The organism is Pedobacter sp. A2324 (genome assembly GCF_059693705.1).
Window position 1 is genome coordinate 241,126 of sequence record NZ_JCASSK010000001.1, and the last position, 17,875, is coordinate 259,000.

At 41.7% G+C, this 17,875-nt stretch carries 17 protein-coding genes; 11 read left to right on the plus strand and 6 right to left on the minus strand.

Annotation, left to right across the window (positions count from 1 at the left end; translation table 11 throughout):
* Positions 1-48: 48 nt before the first annotated feature.
* Complete coding sequence (locus AC570I_RS01070; RefSeq protein ID WP_047798252.1) at positions 49-1,290, plus strand: aminotransferase class I/II-fold pyridoxal phosphate-dependent enzyme; 1,242 nt, start codon at positions 49-51, stop codon at positions 1,288-1,290.
* 260 nt (positions 1,291-1,550) lie between these two features.
* Positions 1,551-1,727, plus strand: coding sequence for a BF3379 family histone-like protein (locus AC570I_RS01075; RefSeq protein ID WP_047798251.1), 177 nt, complete (start codon positions 1,551-1,553; stop codon positions 1,725-1,727).
* A 111-nt stretch (positions 1,728-1,838) separates the two neighbouring features.
* Here the strand turns inward: AC570I_RS01075 and dapA are convergent, their stop codons facing one another.
* From dapA to AC570I_RS01090, 3 genes are all read right to left on the minus strand, one after another.
* Positions 1,839-2,726, minus strand: a complete 888-nt coding sequence (gene dapA, locus AC570I_RS01080; RefSeq protein ID WP_497403610.1) for a 4-hydroxy-tetrahydrodipicolinate synthase — start codon at positions 2,724-2,726, stop codon at positions 1,839-1,841.
* Positions 2,727-2,802: 76 nt separating this feature from the next.
* Positions 2,803-4,815, minus strand: coding sequence for an NAD-dependent DNA ligase LigA (gene ligA, locus AC570I_RS01085; RefSeq protein ID WP_497403612.1), 2,013 nt, complete (start codon positions 4,813-4,815; stop codon positions 2,803-2,805).
* 89 nt (positions 4,816-4,904) lie between these two features.
* Complete coding sequence (locus AC570I_RS01090; protein ID WP_497403615.1) at positions 4,905-5,585, minus strand: ACP phosphodiesterase; 681 nt, start codon at positions 5,583-5,585, stop codon at positions 4,905-4,907.
* 158 nt (positions 5,586-5,743) lie between these two features.
* Between AC570I_RS01090 and tyrS the strand changes: the two genes are divergently transcribed.
* The 8 genes from tyrS to AC570I_RS01130 all read left to right on the plus strand — a co-directional run bounded on the left by tyrS (position 5,744) and on the right by AC570I_RS01130 (position 10,964).
* A complete protein-coding gene (gene tyrS / locus AC570I_RS01095; RefSeq protein WP_497403617.1) occupies positions 5,744-7,030 on the plus strand; it encodes a tyrosine--tRNA ligase in 1,287 nt (428 codons plus the stop codon).
* A 193-nt stretch (positions 7,031-7,223) separates the two neighbouring features.
* Entirely contained in the window at positions 7,224-7,622 is a 399-nt protein-coding gene (locus tag AC570I_RS01100) for a MerC domain-containing protein (protein WP_497403619.1), read from the plus strand.
* Positions 7,623-7,630: 8 nt separating this feature from the next.
* Positions 7,631-7,789, plus strand: a complete 159-nt coding sequence (locus AC570I_RS01105; RefSeq protein ID WP_497403621.1) for a hypothetical protein — start codon at positions 7,631-7,633, stop codon at positions 7,787-7,789.
* A complete protein-coding gene (locus AC570I_RS01110) occupies positions 7,786-8,412 on the plus strand; it encodes an ABC transporter ATP-binding protein (protein ID WP_497403623.1) in 627 nt (208 codons plus the stop codon). The genes AC570I_RS01105 and AC570I_RS01110 overlap by 4 nt, the downstream gene beginning before the upstream one ends.
* The gene (locus AC570I_RS01115; protein WP_497403625.1) at positions 8,409-9,629 is read left to right on the plus strand and encodes an ABC transporter permease; all 1,221 of its coding nucleotides are present in this window, start codon (positions 8,409-8,411) and stop codon (positions 9,627-9,629) included. Before AC570I_RS01110 ends, AC570I_RS01115 begins: the two co-directional genes overlap by 4 nt.
* A complete protein-coding gene (locus AC570I_RS01120) occupies positions 9,629-10,066 on the plus strand; it encodes a hypothetical protein (protein ID WP_497403627.1) in 438 nt (145 codons plus the stop codon). Before AC570I_RS01115 ends, AC570I_RS01120 begins: the two co-directional genes overlap by 1 nt.
* Positions 10,063-10,506, plus strand: a complete 444-nt coding sequence (locus AC570I_RS01125; protein ID WP_497403629.1) for a hypothetical protein — start codon at positions 10,063-10,065, stop codon at positions 10,504-10,506. The genes AC570I_RS01120 and AC570I_RS01125 overlap by 4 nt, the downstream gene beginning before the upstream one ends.
* 20 nt (positions 10,507-10,526) lie before the next feature.
* Complete coding sequence (locus AC570I_RS01130; protein ID WP_497403631.1) at positions 10,527-10,964, plus strand: Fur family transcriptional regulator; 438 nt, start codon at positions 10,527-10,529, stop codon at positions 10,962-10,964.
* A 6-nt stretch (positions 10,965-10,970) separates the two neighbouring features.
* On the opposite strand, the gene AC570I_RS01135 is transcribed toward AC570I_RS01130, so the two are convergent.
* From AC570I_RS01135 to AC570I_RS01145, 3 genes are read right to left on the minus strand one after another with little or no spacing between them, the layout of a single operon-like run.
* Positions 10,971-11,954: a LuxE/PaaK family acyltransferase gene (locus AC570I_RS01135; protein WP_497403633.1), complete on the minus strand. Its 984-nt coding sequence runs from the start codon at positions 11,952-11,954 to the stop codon at positions 10,971-10,973.
* Between the two features lie 19 nt (positions 11,955-11,973).
* Complete coding sequence (locus tag AC570I_RS01140; protein WP_497403635.1) at positions 11,974-12,333, minus strand: hypothetical protein; 360 nt, start codon at positions 12,331-12,333, stop codon at positions 11,974-11,976.
* A 5-nt stretch (positions 12,334-12,338) separates the two neighbouring features.
* Entirely contained in the window at positions 12,339-14,768 is a 2,430-nt protein-coding gene (locus AC570I_RS01145) for a penicillin acylase family protein (RefSeq protein ID WP_497403637.1), read from the minus strand.
* 199 nt (positions 14,769-14,967) lie between these two features.
* Here AC570I_RS01145 and AC570I_RS01150 point away from each other — a divergent pair, with 199 nt between their 5' ends.
* Positions 14,968-17,856, plus strand: coding sequence for a TonB-dependent receptor domain-containing protein (locus AC570I_RS01150; protein ID WP_497403638.1), 2,889 nt, complete (start codon positions 14,968-14,970; stop codon positions 17,854-17,856).
* The last annotated feature ends 19 nt before the right edge of the window (positions 17,857-17,875 follow it).

A 17,875-nucleotide genomic window follows, 5' to 3' on the forward strand; every position in this document is an offset into this window, starting at 1 on the left:
ATAAAACGTAAATTCGCAAAATTTTTATTATACAAAATACATAATACATTGGATATATTTGATAAGATAGCAAAACACATGGGGCCCCTTGGTCAACACCAGAAATGGTCTCATGGGTATTTCTCTTTTCCGAAACTGGAGGGAGAAATTGCACCACACATGCAGTTCAAAGGGAAAGAGCATTTAGTTTGGAGCTTAAACAATTATTTAGGTTTAGCCAATCATCCGGAAGTTAGAAAGGCAGATGAAGAAGCTGCTGCTCAGTTCGGTATGGCTTACCCAATGGGTGCACGTATGATGAGCGGTAACTCCAAATATCATGAGCAACTGGAGCAGGAACTTGCTGCTTTTGTAGGTAAACCTGATGCATTTTTGTTGAACTACGGTTATCAGGGCATGGTATCCATCATCGATACTTTGGTGGATAGAAATGATGTAATCGTTTATGATGCAGAATCTCACGCCTGTATCATCGATGGCCTTCGCCTTCATATGGGTAAACGTTTTGTTTATAAACACAATGATATCGACAGTGCACGTAAACAACTGGAACGTGCTACCAAACTGACTAAAGAGTCTGGTGGTGGTATTCTGTTAATTACTGAAGGCGTTTTCGGAATGAGCGGCGCACAGGGTAAATTAAAGGAAATTGTAGACCTTAAAAAAGATTTCGAATTCCGTATTTTGGTTGACGATGCCCACGGTTTCGGTACCATGGGTAAAACGGGTGCCGGTACGCATGAGGCGCAGGATTGCATTGACGGCATAGATGTGTACTTTGGTACATTCGCTAAATCAATGGCAGGCATTGGAGCCTTTGTTGCTTCAACTGAAGAAATCACTAACTTCTTACGATACAACATGCGCTCGCAAACTTTTGCCAAAGCATTACCAATGCCGATGGTTATTGGATTGTTGAAGCGCTTAGAGCTGTTAAAAAGCCAGCCACAGTTAAAAGATAAACTTTGGGAGATTGCTACAACTTTACAAAAAGGTTTACGTGAGCGTGGCTTTGATTTAGGCGTAACGGATTCTGTGGTAACGCCTGTATTCTTAAAAGGAGAACTGACAGATGCCACAGCGATTACGTTCGATCTTCGCCAGAACTACAGCATCTTCTGTTCAATCGTGGTATATCCGGTAATTCCAAAAGGAATGATTGAGCTGCGTTTAATTCCAACCGCAGTACATACGCTTGAAGATGTTCAACGTACCTTAGATGCATTCAGCGAAGTAGCTGAAAAACTTGAAAATGGTTACTATAAAGAAAACCAGTTTCAGATCGCATAAGATCAAAATAATATTACAGCAGGCCCTTTGAACTTTGTTTAAAGGGCTTTTTTTTGTTAAATGGTGTATCCTGCTGATATTTAATTGGTTATTGGGTGTATAAAATACTTAAAAGTGTTTAAAAATTACCAGCGTGTGGAAAAAAATCGTTTTAGGCATTACTTTTTATTCAGACAAAAATTTTTTTATTACAACAAAGCCATTAAATTAGAGTTAGATAATTAAAACTCAAACCTTTAAAATTATAGGAGTACTAAGAAATGAAAAAATTTGAAGAAGTAAAAAGTTTAATCGCAGCTTTGGAAGCTGATGCAGACAAGTTTTATACTAAAGGAAACAGCGCTGCCGGAACACGTGTTCGTAAAGGTATGCAGGATTTGAAAAACCTGGCTCAGGCTATTCGTTTGGAAGTTCAGGAAACTAAAAACAAAGATTAAGGGACTAATAGATATTTGAAAAACGCCCACCCGGATATTTCATCTGAGTGGGCGTTTTGTTTTACCTGGAAGTTCAGGTAATTATTTTGTAAGTTACCTGTCGAAACTATGTTAAGCCAACTGACTCAATTTCTCTATTTCTTTAATGATCAATTCATTCAAGCCGGTAGATGCCTTTATTAATGGCAATCTAACAGTATCGCCACATACATCCAAATGCTTTAAGGCGGCTTTGATCCCTGCCGGATTACCCTCTGCAAATGCCAAACGCGTAAACTCCACCAAAGCTAAATGCGCTGGAGTAGCGGCCTTGAAATCTCCGGCTAAACACGCTCTTACCATATCAGAAAACTGACGAGGCAATGCATTACCAACAACGGAAATAATACCAGCTGCACCCAGAGCCATCATCGGTAGGGTGATGGGATCATCCCCGGAGATCAACAGAAAATCTTCAGGTTTATCTCTCAGGATTTGATTGAACTGATCAAAACTGCCGGAAGCTTCTTTTGTGGCAATGATGTTTTTAAAATCGTATGCCAGTCTGCAGGTCGTTTCCGGGCTCATATTACTCATCGTGCGACCGGGAACGTTATATAATATTAAATCTAAAGGAGAAACTTCTGCCAGGTATTTGTAATGCTGATAAATGCCTTCCTGAGTAGGTTTATTGTAATATGGGCTAACTGATAATATGGCACTGTAGCCTGTAGTATCAAAAGCTTTAATCTCTTCCGCAACAGCCAAAGTGTTATTTCCGCCAATGCCAGCTACTAAAGGTAATCTGTTATCATTAATTTCAGCAGTATATGCCCACACCTTCTTCTTCTCGTCCTTAGTCATCGTAGCGGTTTCGCCGGTTGTACCTAAAGAAACGAGATAATCTATCCCTCCGTCGATCAAATGATTAATCAGGTTTTTTAACCCATTATAATCAACAGATCCATCTGTGTTGAAAGGTGTAACCAATGCTACACCAGTACCCTGAAATTTGTTCATTACTTATTTATAATTATTGATATTTGAATTTATAAAGTACGCTTAGTTTTACACACCCTTTTTCAATTCAAGCATTTTATTTTAACATTTCTAAAAGTTCCTGATCGGTAATGATAGGTACATGAAGTTTGGTAGCCTTTTCCAGCTTCGATGGTCCCATATTTTCTCCTGCTACCAGGTAATTTAGTTTTCCTGAAATTCCACTCAGGATCTTTCCTCCATTCGCCTCGATTATGTCCTTCAACTCATCGCGGCTGTAGTTTTCAAAAACGCCCGAAATTACGAATGTTTTTCCAATAAGTTTATCACTGGCAAGCTCAATTAGCTTTTCTTCAATTTCAAAGCGTAATCCCGCCGATTTTAATAATTCTACCTGCTCTAGATGCTCTTTTTTTGCAAAGTATTCAACAATGCTCTCAGCAATTCGCTGACCGATTTCATCAATAGCAATCAGTTCATCTACACTTGCTTTCGACAAGTTATCGATATTTTTTACTCCGGCGGCAAGTTTTTTTGCTACAGTCTCCCCAACATAACGAATTCCCAGTCCGAACAAAACTTTTTCAAAAGGCATCTCTTTGGACTTTTCAATACCTGCTATCATATTCTCAATGGAACGTTCCCCAAACCGGTCGAGGGTTTTTAGCTGATCGGATTTTTGATATAAGGTGTATAAATCGCTGATGTGGTTAATGAGGCCATGACGATAGAAAGTTTCTATGGTTTCGTCTCCCAAGCCATCAATGTTCATGGCTTTGCGGGAGATAAAATGCTGAACTTTACCTACTATCTGCGGCGGACATCCTTCATCATTGGGGCAATAATGTACCGCTTCACCTTCTTTTCTGATCAGTTCGGTTCCGCATTCCGGGCAATTATGCAGGTAGTGCACTTTTTCTGACCCTGCAATTCGCTTGTCCAGATTTACCTTGATGATCTTAGGAATAATTTCACCACCTTTTTCCACAAAAACAGTGTCCCCCTCATGCAAATCCAGCCGCTCAATCTCATTGGCATTATGCAAAGTCGCCCGTTTTACTGTTGTTCCTGCAAGCAATACGGGTTGTAAGTTAGCCACAGGAGTCACCGCGCCGGTTCTGCCTACCTGATAGGTCACCTTGTTGAGTACCGTTTCAACTTCAGCAGCTTTGTATTTATAAGAAATTGCCCAACGCGGCGATTTAGCCGTAAAGCCTAACTCCTGCTGTTGCGCATAACTGTTTACTTTGATCACAATTCCGTCGATATCATAACTGAGTTTGAAACGTTCATTTTCCCAATGATGAATGAAAGCGAGCACGTCGTCAATGTTTTTTACCAGCCGGTTATGTTCGCACACATGAAATCCCCAATCTTTAACAGACTGTAAGCTCTCCCAATGAGTCTTAAACTCATTTTTATCTGTATATAAAAAATAAATAAAGCCATCCAGCGGACGTTTTGCAACCTCTTTGCTATCCTGCATTTTAATCGTTCCTGAGGCAAAGTTTCTGGGATTGGCATATGGAATTTCTCCGAGCTCTTCCCGTGCAGCATTAAGCCTTAAAAAAGCAGCTTTATGCATAAATATTTCACCTCTGATCTCAAAATGTTCGGGCGCCTTACCCGTTTTAATTTGATGGGGGATGGTGTGGATCGTTTTTACGTTACTGGTCACATCATCACCCTTTGAACCATCACCTCTGGTTACTGCTCTGATCAGCTTTCCATTCTCATAAGTTAGACTCATCGATAAGCCGTCAAACTTCAACTCGCAAACATATTCGAAATTGTCGCCAATGGCTTTGCGGATACGCTCATCAAAATCCCGTAAATCCTGTTCATTGTAAGTATTACCCAATGATAGCATCGGATATTTATGCTGAACAGTGATAAAATTTTTAGTCACATCGCCACCAACCCTCTGGGTAGGGGAGTTGGGATTAGCATAGTCAGGATAGGCTGCTTCGAGCGTAGCAAGGTGTTTTAATTTCTTGTCAAACTCATAATCACCGATGGTGGGCATAGCCAGCACATAGTAATTATAATTGTGCTGGTTCAATTCCTCAACCAGGGCCTCCATTTCTTCTTTTATTGCATTCAGCGACATATCGCAAATATAAAAAAAGGATGAGAGGGTTGTAATGAGGCAGTGAAATAATTTTTAAAGGTTTGTGCAGCAATTAACCTGAATCAGCGTTAAGCGGTTTGAAGTTTAATCTCTATCTCCCTGAAAATGTCCATAAAGTCTTTTTCCAAAACAATCTTGAATGCTTCAAGCTGATGGGTGAGCTGCTGCAGTTGGATTTCGGTCAACGTTTCTGGCCATACCCGCATGCAGATTCTATTCAGCGCATAACTGATATTATCAAGCTTTTGATAACTCAACAGATATTTACTGCCGATAAATTCTGCTAAGAATTTAAAAAAGACATCCTGATTTTTCAATCCGCAATGTTCCAGAAAATCGCTCAAAGATTCTCGATCAACATGCTGAAGGTTATCATAAAAGCCATTTACCTGGATGTGGTTGTGTTCAATCAGAAGGTGATCCAGCAGTAATTCCAAACCAATATGCGCCAGGAAAGAAGGACGAACATGGGTATGCTCTACGATTGGTTTGATCAGCTGTTTGAGTGCTGCTGTTTTTTCAAAGAAAAAGCCCGAAGAGTGAAAGTATAAATCGACTGCCAGATGTCTTTTCCATCCGGCAAGCAATGCTTCCTCTTGAGGATTGCCTTTAAAAAGAAATTCATTTTTTTGAGGATATAAATTGGCCTCTTTCGACGCATTTTTAATTAAATCGGGAAGTACTGTGCCCATTACCACATTGGCATCGTCGATTAACCGGTCAAAATAGTAGTGGGACAGAAAGTTCATCGGGATAAATATATGATTTATCACTTTACTTTAATGTCATTTCAGTATTAAAGAAATCGCTGCTGCAACTGTTTTGAAAATGTAGTCATAGCCATATTTAAATTTTAATAGTTTCTAAGCTAAAATTTTATCTTTGCACGCAAATTAATTGTAATACAATGAAGAATTTTGTTGAAGAGTTAAGATGGCGCGGCATGTTGCATGATATCATGCCGAATACTGAGGAAAAGTTGAATGAAGGTATGACGTCTGGTTATATTGGTTTTGACCCTACCGCAGATTCGTTGCACGTTGGTCACCTGACTCAGATTATGACTTTAATTCATTTCCAGAATGCTGGACATAAGCCATTTGCTTTAGTTGGCGGTGCTACGGGAATGGTTGGAGATCCTTCAGGAAAATCCGATGAGCGTAACCTACAAACGCCTGAGATGATTGAGCACAATCTCAAAGGGATGAAACAGCAACTATCAAAGTTTTTAAAATTTGAAGATGGTGGTAATGGCGCGGTAATGGTAAACAATGCGGATTGGTTCAAGGACATGAATCTTTTTACCTTTATCCGTGATGTGGGAAAACACATTACCGTGAATTATATGATGGCTAAGGACAGCGTAAAAAGGCGACTGGAAGGTGATTCTGGTTTGTCTTTTACCGAATTCTGCTACCAGCTTATCCAGGGATATGACTTTTACCATTTATGGAAAAATGAAAACTGCCTGGTGCAAATGGGCGGGTCAGATCAGTGGGGTAATATTGTTACCGGTACTGAACTGATCAGAAGGAAAGATTCGGGAACTGCCTATGCGATTACCACTCAATTAATCAAGAAAGCCGATGGTACCAAGTTTGGTAAAACCGAAAGCGGCGCAGTTTGGCTGGATCCGGAGAAAACCTCTCCATATAAATTTTACCAGTTCTGGCTGAATGCATCAGATGACGATGTGAAAAAATGGATCAGAATCTTTACCCTTAAAACCAAAGAAGAGATCGAATCGCTGGAAACGGAGCATGATGCTGCCCCACACTTACGTATTCTTCAAAAAGCCCTGGCTGAAGACATCACTGTGAAAACGCACTCTTTAGAGGCATTGGAAACGGCAATCAAAACTTCGGAGTTTTTGTTCGGAAACGGATCGCTTGAATTTTTAAATGGTTTAGCTGACAAAGCCGTTATTGATATTTTTGATGGAGTTCCACAGTTTACCATCTCTAAATCAGAATTAGCTGCCGGAATCGATGCCGCGACACTTCTGGCGGAGAAATCCACTGTTGCTCCTTCCAAAGGCGAAGCAAAGAAGCTGGTGCAAGGGGGAGGGGTTGCTGTTAACAAAGAAAAGATCAAAGAATTTTCGCAGATTTTTAATAGTGAAAACCTGATCAACGATAAATTCATCGTGGTTCAAAAAGGTAAGAAAAACTACTTTCTGCTGATTGCAGAATAAAATTTAGAAAGTCCCGGTTTTTCAACCGGGACTTTTCTTTTACAGGCGCTTCGAATTTTCCTTTGCCTGTAAACAAATAAAGCCTCTCCTGTATATCTCTTTATCATGTTATTGCAATTATGTTGCAAATATGTGTCCATATTTTTTAAACGCAACAGTATTGCTTTTATATTTGCAGTCTGAACTTTAAGATATGAAGACACTGATAAAGAATATGAACTTAGATAAACTCGGTATAACGGCTTCGACTTTATGTGCCGTTCACTGCGCGGCCCTTCCGTTTGTAATGACTGTTTTACCGTTATGGGGACTGGATTTTCTGGCAAACGATGCTGTAGAGATTACCATGATTGCACTTTCACTGGTACTTGGCATATGGAGTTTAGCAAGGGGCTATCGCTCACAGCATCATAGCATTTGGCCGCTATTCATTTTGGTTTGTGGATTCATACTGATTGCATCTGGTCATTTTTTGCCGGTGGCTCATTTCGAAGCCATCTTGATTCCCCTCGGTGGTATCACCATTGCAGCAGCTCACTTCACCAACCTGAGAATGCTGAAAAGTTGTCCAATTGATCATCAGCACGATTAATTTTTCAAATGAATACGATACGCAAAACTGTAATGCTATCGGCATTGGGCTTTATTTCAATGCTTAATCCAGCCTGCAGGCATGGAAGTGCCGATGCGCAAGCTGCCTACAAGCGCTATGCCATCAAAAATGTAATCAAGGTGAAGTCAAAGTATCTCCAAGAATGATCAGCATAAAATCTTTATCACACCGCTACCCGGGGGGACGGGTCATAAATTTTCCGGATTTAAACATAGCGGCCATGGAACACTGGCTGTTGCTCGGTGCATCGGGCAGTGGTAAAAGCACCTTGATGAATATTCTTTCAGGACTATTGAAACCCTCTTCTGGAGAGGTGCTCATTGATGGGGTGCCATTATACGGATTAACCCTACGGGAAATGGATAAATTCAGAGGTGCCCGGATTGGCATTGTATTCCAGCGCCCGCACCTTATCTGTTCACTTAGCGTCATCGAAAACCTGGATATAGCGGCCTCCATGGCTGGCCTCACAACCGATCAGGAGCACCAGTTAATGCTTTTGGAAAGTTTGAATATCATCGATGAGAAAGATAAATTTCCTGATCAGTTAAGTCAGGGACAGCTTCAAAGGGTTAGCGTAGCGAGGGCGCTTGTAAATAAGCCCGACCTTTTGATCGCCGATGAACCGACGTCAAGTCTCGATGATGTGAATGCCGTACAGGTCATTACCATGCTCAGGGAACAGGCACAAGCCAACGGAGCAGCATTACTGGTGGCCACTCACGATCAGCGCATTCAGCCTTTTATTTCTAATGCATACCTGTTATGATCAGTATTTTTACCATAGGAAGAAAGAACCTGCTTAGGAATAAACTCACGGCGTTTTTAAATATCACTTTGGTGGCTTTCGGCATTGGAATTCTGTCCATATTGATGCTGGCCACTCAGCAAATCAGCAGTAAACTGGAAGAGAATGCTAAGGATATTGATGTAGTGGTAGGCGCCAAAGGAAGTCCTTTGCAATTGATCTTAAGCAGCATTTATCATATTGATTTTCCGACGGGAAATATTCCTGTTTCAGATGCCCGGAAACTGGCAGAGAACCCAATGGTAAGGCTTGCCGTACCACTTGCACTGGGCGATAACTATATGGGAAACCGCATAGTGGGAACTGACCAGTCCTTTATCGCGCTTTACGGACTCGATATTGGGTGGGGGAAATTCTGGGAAAAAGACCTTGAAACCACTATTGGAAGTGAAGTGGCCAGGACTACGGGCTTAAAAGTTGGAGATACCTTTTTTGGTGCACACGGCCTGTCCGGTAGTGATGATGTGCACAATCAACATGCTTACAGGGTAATGGGGATTTTAAAGCCTCAAGCCAATGTTACCGATCAGCTTATACTGACCAATATCGGGAGCGTTTATAAAATGCATGAAGGTAATGAACGTCAAGATGAACACCAGGATAGCCAGGAGGATAGCAAAGCGGAAATTAACAACAGGGAAATTACGGCCTTACTGATTCAATACCGTTCGCCAATGTCTGTGGTGGTTTTTCCCCGCATGGTAAATAAAAGCACAAATATGCAGGCTGCTTCTCCGGCAATGGAAAGTGCCCGTTTGTTTTCCCTTATCGGTATAGGGATTAATACCCTGAAATGGTTTGCTGCTTTTATCATGCTGATCTCTGCTCTTAGCATTTTTATCAGTTTATACAATTCAATGAAGGAGAGGAAATATGATTTGGCCATTATGCGCTGTTTAGGTGCTTCGAAGTTTAAACTATTCTTTTTAGTGTTGATGGAGAGCTTACAGTTAACCGTTGCCGGAGCGATCGTAGGAATACTGATTGGTCATGGGTCACTTTATGTCATCGGATTTTTCCAGGAAGCGGCACAGGCTAAACTAAGTGGGTTTTCCTTTATGACCGATGAACTCTATTTACTTCTGGCCGGCATAGTGATTGGTGTATTAGCGGCTTTATTGCCAGCTTTCCAGGTTTTTAAAGTGGATATTGCTAAAACTTTAACCAGCGAACGATAATGAGAAGCGCAATACTTTCAATAGTTTTAGCCCTTACATGCGGCTATTGCTTTGCCCAGCCCCCGGGGCATGTAAATTTGAGGACGGCCAACTGGAATCTATTAGGCTTGAAGTACGAAAAACAAGTAAAGCCTTTGGTATGGCAAACTGTGTTCCCTCCGGAACTTCGGGCGATCAATAACAAAGTAATTGAACTGCCTGGATATATTATTCCAACAAAAGTTGGAACTGACTTTTCGGAATTTATGTTCTCAATCGTTCCCCTGGAATCCTGCCCTTACTGTGGTTCGGGGGATATCCCTTCCATGATTGAAGTAAAAATGAAACACCCTATAGAATGGACGGACAAACCAGTTAAGATCATGGGTAAATTGCTGATTAATGATTCAGGAGACGACCGGTCGGAATTTTTTCTACTTAACGCTGTTCAAATATGAAAAAGTTAATGTTGTTGATATTACTTTTAAGTAATATTTTTCTAAAGGCCCAGACCCATAACCCGAATGATCAACTTCGTTCAATGAACTGGGATATTATCGGTTCGGTTAAGTTTGAACTTACAGAGAAGAACGCGCTCTTCCCGATTTTTACAGAAACAATCCGGCGTTTCGAAAATAAAAACTTTGATTTACGGGGATATCTCATACCCATTAAAAGCGGGCAAAAGCAGCAAAAATTCCTCCTGGCTACACTTCCGGTTAACCAGTGTTTTTTCTGCGGGCAAAACGGCGTTCCGGTGATGATCATGATCGAAATGGAAAATGCTATTCCCTTTACCGAAAAGCCTATTCACGTAAGCGGCACACTGATACTGGAGCATAAGGATGCCAGTTATGCTCCTCCGATCAGTATCAGGCATGCAAAAATCATTGTTTAATTGCTTATTTTTGTAATACTATGGATAATAATACTGCACACTTTGAAGAACTTCTGGTAAAAAACGGTCTAAAACGTACTGGTGCAAGGTTGCAGGTGCTGGAAATTTTGAGTGGAAGGGATTCTGCAACATCTCAGCCCTACCTGGAACAGGTAATGGGAAAAGTGGTAGACCGGGTAACACTTTACCGCGTGCTGCAAGCCTTTGAAGAAAAAGGAATTATTCACAAAGTTCTTGATAGCCATGGCACCGCTAATTATGCCATTTGCTCGGATGGTTGTGATGCACACCAGCACCATGATGAACATGTACATTTTGATTGCGATAATTGCCACAAAATATATTGCCTGGAAAGCGTGAAAATACCGGTCCCTAAGGTGCCATCTGGTTTTAAGGTGCAGCATTTAAACCTGATCGCGACAGGTATTTGCTCTGCTTGTACAGATAAAGTAAATTAAGTTTATTTACTGTACCAGCAAATTACAACCCCTGATATCAGCATTATCGAAGCGACCTAACACTTCAAAACTTCCATCCGGATTAATTCTCCCCAGATCCTGAGTAGCAATGAAAGCGCAGGAATTGATATTGGCCAGGTCAATCACATTAATTCCTCCGGTTTTTCCATCCGGAATAAGGGATAGAGGGTCATTGGTGTCGCGGATCAAAACCTTCATCCAGTTCGGGCAATTGAATACGCCCTCGCCCAAAGAGTAGGCCTGTGAAAGTAATTCTGTCATGCCGTATTCACTGTGGATCGCCGGCACACCAAACCCTTTGGTCAGTTGCTCATGTAATTCCTCGCGAACCATTTCTTTTCTTTTGCCCTTCATTCCACCGGTTTCCATTACAATGAGTTCCGGGAAATGCATTTGGTACTGTTCGATAAAATCAAGTAAAGCGTAAGTGACCCCGATAAGAACTGTTTTTTGTTTTTTCGCCTTCAGGTTGCTTAATAAGGTAAAAAGATCATCATGGTTGTAGAGGAAGTATCCGCTTTGCGGGTGATTGCTTTTCTCTATCAGGTCGTTTACCATATAAATCAGTGAGGAGCCTGATCTTTGCTGATAGGAAGGCAGAAGTGCTAAGAAGCAATATTCATCAACAGGGCCATAAAATTTAGTGAATGCCTGAAGGTAACTTTGTTCGTACAAACTGGCATCTGTTACGTGATGGCTGCTGGTGACCATTCCCGTAGTTCCTGAGCTACTGAAAGTAACTTCTACCGGGGAAGAACTGCTTATGATCTGATGCGATTTGAAAAAAGAAATTGGCAGAAAAGGAATCTGATTTACGCTTTTTACCTCCTCGGCTATCACCCGTAGATTCTGGATATAGGCCTGATAAACCAAGCAGTGTTGCGCCTGGAACCTGAAAATATCCAGGGCAAATGCGGCAAATGCTTCAGGAGAATTGATTGTAAATATTTCTTTTGGGCTCTGGATCACGCAACAAAAGTACAAAGCATTATGCTATTTTATCGTCAGTTTTTTTGGCAAGCATCGCCATGCGGAAATGATAGCCACAGTAACCACCTATACCGGCAACAAGTCCGCTCAAAAGTCCGGTAACCAATAATAGCGCCCACCAGAGTTTTATCCCGGTCATTACCGCGATGCGCCCAGCTAACAGGTTATCATTTGGCAGGCTTTTAAACAGGGAGTAACCTATCCAGAGTAAGAAGATGGCCAGGAACGATTGCCAGAATGCTATTCTTCCGGTTTTACCGATGATGCCACATGTAGCAAAGGAAATCACAATAATGATCCACCATGGGGCAACCATTTGCAATAGAAAACAGACTATTAATATGACGATGAAAACCATGGTGACTATTTAGAAATTTTTAACCTTGAAATTATTTTGCCTGAGTTATCGTTGGGTGTTTGCATATAAAACAGATCATAAAGCTGACCGCTTGCCCAGGTATCGATCATGTTATCGTAGAATTTACTTCCGGGGTTACCGGACTGACCACCAGGATAAACACCATGCCCTTTTGGTTTTTTACCCAGTTCAATGACCATTCTCCATGAGGGACCATTGGTTTCTCCCAATGCATTAATGGTACTTTTCGCACCACCGATTTGTAATACTTTAGATCCGAAGCCTGGTATTTTTGCCAGGTGGGGCACATTGGTCTGTTTCACGTTGCTCCAGTTCCAGTCTTTATTGATTGGACCAAACCTGCGCTCCAGGCTATCGCAACTGTATTTGAAAGCCTCATTCACCAGATCGCTCAGGCTTTCTTTCTGAGTGGTACTGATATTGTCGTACCAGGTTGCGTCTGGCTCTTTTAAAATCATTTCCACCGTACGGTCGCGGGATGGATAACGCATAGGAATTCCTTTCACTTCGAACTCGTCTGCCCAGATATTTTTGGAGAGGCGCTTGGTCCAGATTTCAAAAACGCTGGCTGCAATCTGATCGGCATCGTAACGCTTGTTCCACTTATTGATATAACTTAAAGCTTCTTTTTGTGTGGCGTTAAGTTGCTCAGTATTTAATAAAGGGGTGATGGCAGGGAGCAGGTTTTGTGCAAGAATGCTGTAACTATCGGTTTGCATCAAACGAATACTGTCTGCCGTTGCTTTTTTCATAGCTGCCAGTTTATCGTTAATTCGTTTCCCACGCTCGTAGGGTGCAAACTCCCAGTTAATGTAATAAGGATAGGAAGGATCAGTTGACGACTGGTTAGCGGAGCTTACGAATCCCCTTGGTGGATTTTTAACTGTAGGGTTTTGCACAGCTGGAATCCAACCTTGCCAGTCGTATGCCGGATCAGTACCATCTAAGATAAACTTACCCTGATCTTTCCACTTCAGTGGGAATTTCCCGTTCGGTGTGATGGCAATATCATTGTCTACACTTGCAAAAACGAAGTTTTGAGCCGGGGCGGTATAATAAGTAAGCGCTTTACGGTAATCATTATAGTTTTCACCGCGGTTAAGTTTGTAAAAAGTCATCAGCTCATTGGAACTATCATGTGCAATCCAGCGCAGTGCATCTCCAACCGGCACATTGTCCGCTCTGCCATACTTGGGTTTCTGGAAATAAACTACAGGACCATGATGCGTATAAAATACTGTGTCAACCTCATCTTTACCTCCACGGATTTTAATGGTTTCCATTCTTTTTGTGGTGGCATTCCACTTATTGTTATACCAGTATTCATTATGGCTGGAATCTTTAAACGTAATCTGATAAAAATCGAGTACATCTGCTGCGACATTGGTTACACCCCAGGCAATTTTTTGATTAAAACCAATGATCACACCCGGAGCACCAGGCAATGAAACGCCATATGTATTAATTCCAGGTGCGTGGAGCTGAATCTGATACCAGATGGAAGGCAGGGTGAGGTCAAGGTGCGGATCGTTGGCTAAAATGGGGAAACCTGATGCAGTTTTAGATCCGGATATTGCCCAGTTATTGCTCCCTATACCTTCTACCTTTTCTTTAGTTTTTACTTCACCGGTGAGTGCCTGTGTAAAGCTATCCGGAGTTTTAGGAGTGGGAAGGGGAGAAAAATCCCATTTGGTGCCTACCGGAATAATCGGGTCTTCACGGAAAGGGTAGTCCGGAAAAAGATTTTTTGTAATTTCAGGTCCGAATTTCTTCAGAATATTGGTCATGTAGAACTCATCAGAGCCCATGGCCAGCACGGCCGACATCTGTTTCAGCAGCAACGCGCATTTTACTGGTGTCCACTCCTCTGGTTTAAAATCGAGTATTTTATATTCTAATGGATAATTAGCCTTTGATAAGGTTTTGATGTAAGCATTTATTCCCGCTGTATAAGCCAGGATCATTTCTTTAGATTTTGGGTCTGCCATCATCCCCTTGAGTGAGTTTTCAGCGCCATATACCATGCCCATTCTTCTTTGATAGCGATCTACCTCGATGGCCTTCTCGCCAACCACCTCACTAATTCTTCCGGCGGCAAACCTGGTCTGGAAATCCATTTGCCACAAGCGGTGCATAGCGGTCACATATCCCTGAGCAAGGTAAAGATCATGATCATTCTTTGCAAAAATATGAGGGATCATCCGGTCATCGAATACGATTTCGATCTGATCAATGGCACCTTTAATTTTCGCCTTATGGTTGAACATAAAATGATTGTTCTCGGCATTTTGCCAGAAACCCATAAAAGGATTCAGAAATTTTAAAAGTGGGGGAGTGCTGCCCAGTTTGGTATTAAATAAAAAAGCAAGGGCAATAGGTATGATGATGCAAAACAGCGCTTTAACTTTGTTCATAGTGGTTAACTGAAAATCTCAGGATACTAAGTTAGCGTAAAATGATGATTTATGTTCATTGCAAAATGCAATAATTCGCTTGTCATTCAAAATTACGAAACAAGATGCGGAATATTATGCAAACATAATTTGCTTAAGTGAAAAAAAGGGTTTAAGTTTAGATAACTAATTAGACAAACAACCAAATCTACGATCATTTATGAGCAGAATTTTTACACAAATCTTTTTTGTGTCGATTTCGATGTGCATCCTTAACTTCGTTGCACAGGCACAGAATATTACCGTTAGCGGAACGGTAAGAGATAAGCAATCCAAAGAAGGTCTTGCCGGAGTAAGTTTAACCATAAAAGGGCAAGCCGGGGGTGGTGCTACATCGGCAACCGGAAGTTTTTCATTTACTACAACGGCGAAGGTTCCTTTTACATTAGTCGCCTCATATGTGGGTTTTGGAACAGTAGAGCAACAGATAACCGGATCTACAGCTGGTATTACTTTTGAAATGGAAACGGCTGTTGTTCTTGGCGGAGATGTAGTGGTTTCTGCATCCAGAACCCCCGAACGTATCCTGGAGTCGCCGGTTTCTATTGAAAGAATGAGCGCAGCATCAATAAGGGAAATTGCAGCTCCCTCATTTTATGATGCGATTACCAATATGAAGGGAGTAGAGGGCAGTACCCAGAGTTTGACTTTTAAATCGATTAATACCAGGGGTTTCAATTCCAATGGAAATACGCGTTTCAATCAGTTTATTGATGGGATGGATAATCAGGCCCCAGGGCTTAATTTCTCTGTGGGAAACATTGTAGGCATTACAGAGCTTGATGTGGATAATGTAGAACTACTTCCCGGCGCATCTTCTGCATTGTACGGTGCCGGGGGGATTAATGGTACATTGCTGATGACTTCGAAAGATCCTTTTAAATATCAGGGCGCCAGTTTTCAGTATAAAACGGGGGTTAACCATGTAAATGACGACAACAGTAGTGTTCAACCGTTCAATCAGCTTGATGTTCGTGTGGCTAAATCCTGGAATAATAAGTTCGGGATAAAGGGTGCTTTTTCATTCCTTCAGGCTAAAGACTGGTTTGGCAATAACTACGCTAACTACGACAGGGTTTCAAACAGCGTAAAGCCGGGGGACAGGATTTCAGATCCGGGCTATGATGGTGTGAATGTTTACGGAGATGAAGTGAATTCAAATCTTTTAGGGGCCGCAAGATCAGTGCAGGCTGCTTTTCAGGCTGCTTCTCCAGCCGGCTTTGCCGGCTTTAATGGATTAATAAGCAGTGGCGCGACGTATGCCCAGATCGTTAATATGGTGAATACAATTCCGGCTTATGCTGCTTTGCGGCCGGCACTGCCCTATTTAGGTGTGATGTATAGTTTAAACAAAAATACTACGCCTAGCCAAACCGTATCGCGTACTGGTTACAACGAGGAAGATCTGGTAGACTATAAAACAGAATCAATGAAAGTTTCAGGGGCGGCCTATTATAATTTTACCCCCACCATTCAGCTGATAGCGCAGGCCAACTGGGGAACAGGAACATCTGTGTATACAGGTTCGGATCGTTATTCGCTGAGAAACTTTAACATCGGGCAGTATAAACTGGAGTTAAAAGGGCAGGATTTCTTTTTAAGGGGCTATACCACGCAGGAGCGTTCGGGTGATTCGTACATTGCTTCTATTTTAGGAAGTTATATTAATGAGAAATCAAGTCCTACTGCTTCAACCTGGTTTCCTACTTATACCATTGCCTATTCTGCAGCCCGGTCTCAGGGAGCCAGTGATGTTGCTGCCCAGGCAGCAGCCAGGGCAAATGCTGATGCGACACGTTACGCTCCCGGCTCGCCAAATTTCGCGACTGCAAAAGAGCAGATTATGAATACGACCATTAGTGCAAGCGATGCAAGCAAAGGGATATACGGTGCTAAATTTGATGACAAAACAAACCTGTACCATTACGAAGGAATGTACAATTTCAGTAATGCGCTGAAGAATGTAGTGGAATTACAGGTTGGTGCTTCATCGAGAATTTACCAGTTGAGATCAGGCGGTACAATCTTCGATGATTTGAACCGCAAAATTAACATTGATGAATATGGTGGCTTTGCACAACTAGGTAAAAAGTTTGGTGAAATTTTCAAGCTTACTGTATCTGGAAGATATGATAAGAGTACTAATTTTGAAGGACGTTTTACTCCAAGGATTACCGGTGTTTTTACAGTGGCTAAAAACAATAATATCCGTGTTTCTTTTCAAACAGGTTATCGCAATCCGACAACCCAAAACCAATACATAGATTTATCAGTAGGGGGCGGATCACAAAGATTAATTGGTGGCTTGCCTGAGTTTTTAGATAAGTATGGTTTGAGCGCCGAAGCTACTAAAGGCTATACTGAAAGCAGCTACAGGGCATATCTGGCCGCTGCGATTGCAGGCAGCCCTACCGCAGGAACCTTGTTGCAAAAATATACATTTGATGCAAGAGGGGTTCGGCCTGAAAGTGTAAAGTCTTATGAAATTGGTTATAAAGGCTTACTCGGAACACATTTGTTGATCGATGCATATGGTTATTACAACCAATATAAAAATTTCATCACCGCTGTAAATGTATATCAAAACCGTAGCGGTAGTTTCGTGAAATACGGCGTTCCTGTAAATGCAGAAGGTGAAGTGACTTCTTATGGCGCCGCTTTAGGTTTGGATTACGTAATTGAAAAATGGAATGTGAGTGGTAACGTTTCCTATAATCAGATTGGTGACCTTCCGGCGAATTACATCAATGATTTCAATACCCCTAAAGTTCGCTATAACTTAGGCTTGGGTAATCGGGAAATTGTTAAAAACTTTGGATTCAATGTGAATTACCGCTGGCAAGACCAGTTTTACTGGAATTCTTCATTCGCTGCAGGACAGGTTCCTGCCTTTAGTACGATGGATGCACAGGTGAGTTTAAGAATCCCTTCTGTACTGTCTACTGTTAAACTTGGAGGCTCAAATATTTTAAACAAATATTACATCACTTCATACGGAAACCCTCAGGCAGGTGCGATCTATTATCTTGCTTTTACCTTCAATCCATAGATTGCCTGAACTTGAATGT

What these genes read in the sequence shown, in the direction of transcription:
- AC570I_RS01075 (WP_047798251.1), top strand. Translation starts at nt 1,551, where the DNA reads ATGAAAAAATTTGAAGAAGTAAAAAGTTTAATCGCAGCTTTGGAAGCT.
- dapA (WP_497403610.1), bottom strand. Translation starts at nt 2,726, where the DNA reads ATGAACAAATTTCAGGGTACTGGTGTAGCATTGGTTACACCTTTCAAC.
- ligA (WP_497403612.1), bottom strand. Translation starts at nt 4,815, where the DNA reads ATGTCGCTGAATGCAATAAAAGAAGAAATGGAGGCCCTGGTTGAGGAA.
- AC570I_RS01090 (WP_497403615.1), bottom strand. Translation starts at nt 5,585, where the DNA reads ATGAACTTTCTGTCCCACTACTATTTTGACCGGTTAATCGACGATGCC.
- tyrS (WP_497403617.1), top strand. Translation starts at nt 5,744, where the DNA reads ATGAAGAATTTTGTTGAAGAGTTAAGATGGCGCGGCATGTTGCATGAT.
- AC570I_RS01100 (WP_497403619.1), top strand. Translation starts at nt 7,224, where the DNA reads ATGAAGACACTGATAAAGAATATGAACTTAGATAAACTCGGTATAACG.
- AC570I_RS01105 (WP_497403621.1), top strand. Translation starts at nt 7,631, where the DNA reads ATGAATACGATACGCAAAACTGTAATGCTATCGGCATTGGGCTTTATT.
- AC570I_RS01110 (WP_497403623.1), top strand. Translation starts at nt 7,786, where the DNA reads ATGATCAGCATAAAATCTTTATCACACCGCTACCCGGGGGGACGGGTC.
- AC570I_RS01115 (WP_497403625.1), top strand. Translation starts at nt 8,409, where the DNA reads ATGATCAGTATTTTTACCATAGGAAGAAAGAACCTGCTTAGGAATAAA.
- AC570I_RS01120 (WP_497403627.1), top strand. Translation starts at nt 9,629, where the DNA reads ATGAGAAGCGCAATACTTTCAATAGTTTTAGCCCTTACATGCGGCTAT.
- AC570I_RS01125 (WP_497403629.1), top strand. Translation starts at nt 10,063, where the DNA reads ATGAAAAAGTTAATGTTGTTGATATTACTTTTAAGTAATATTTTTCTA.
- AC570I_RS01130 (WP_497403631.1), top strand. Translation starts at nt 10,527, where the DNA reads ATGGATAATAATACTGCACACTTTGAAGAACTTCTGGTAAAAAACGGT.
- AC570I_RS01140 (WP_497403635.1), bottom strand. Translation starts at nt 12,333, where the DNA reads ATGGTTTTCATCGTCATATTAATAGTCTGTTTTCTATTGCAAATGGTT.
- AC570I_RS01145 (WP_497403637.1), bottom strand. Translation starts at nt 14,768, where the DNA reads ATGAACAAAGTTAAAGCGCTGTTTTGCATCATCATACCTATTGCCCTT.
- AC570I_RS01150 (WP_497403638.1), top strand. Translation starts at nt 14,968, where the DNA reads ATGAGCAGAATTTTTACACAAATCTTTTTTGTGTCGATTTCGATGTGC.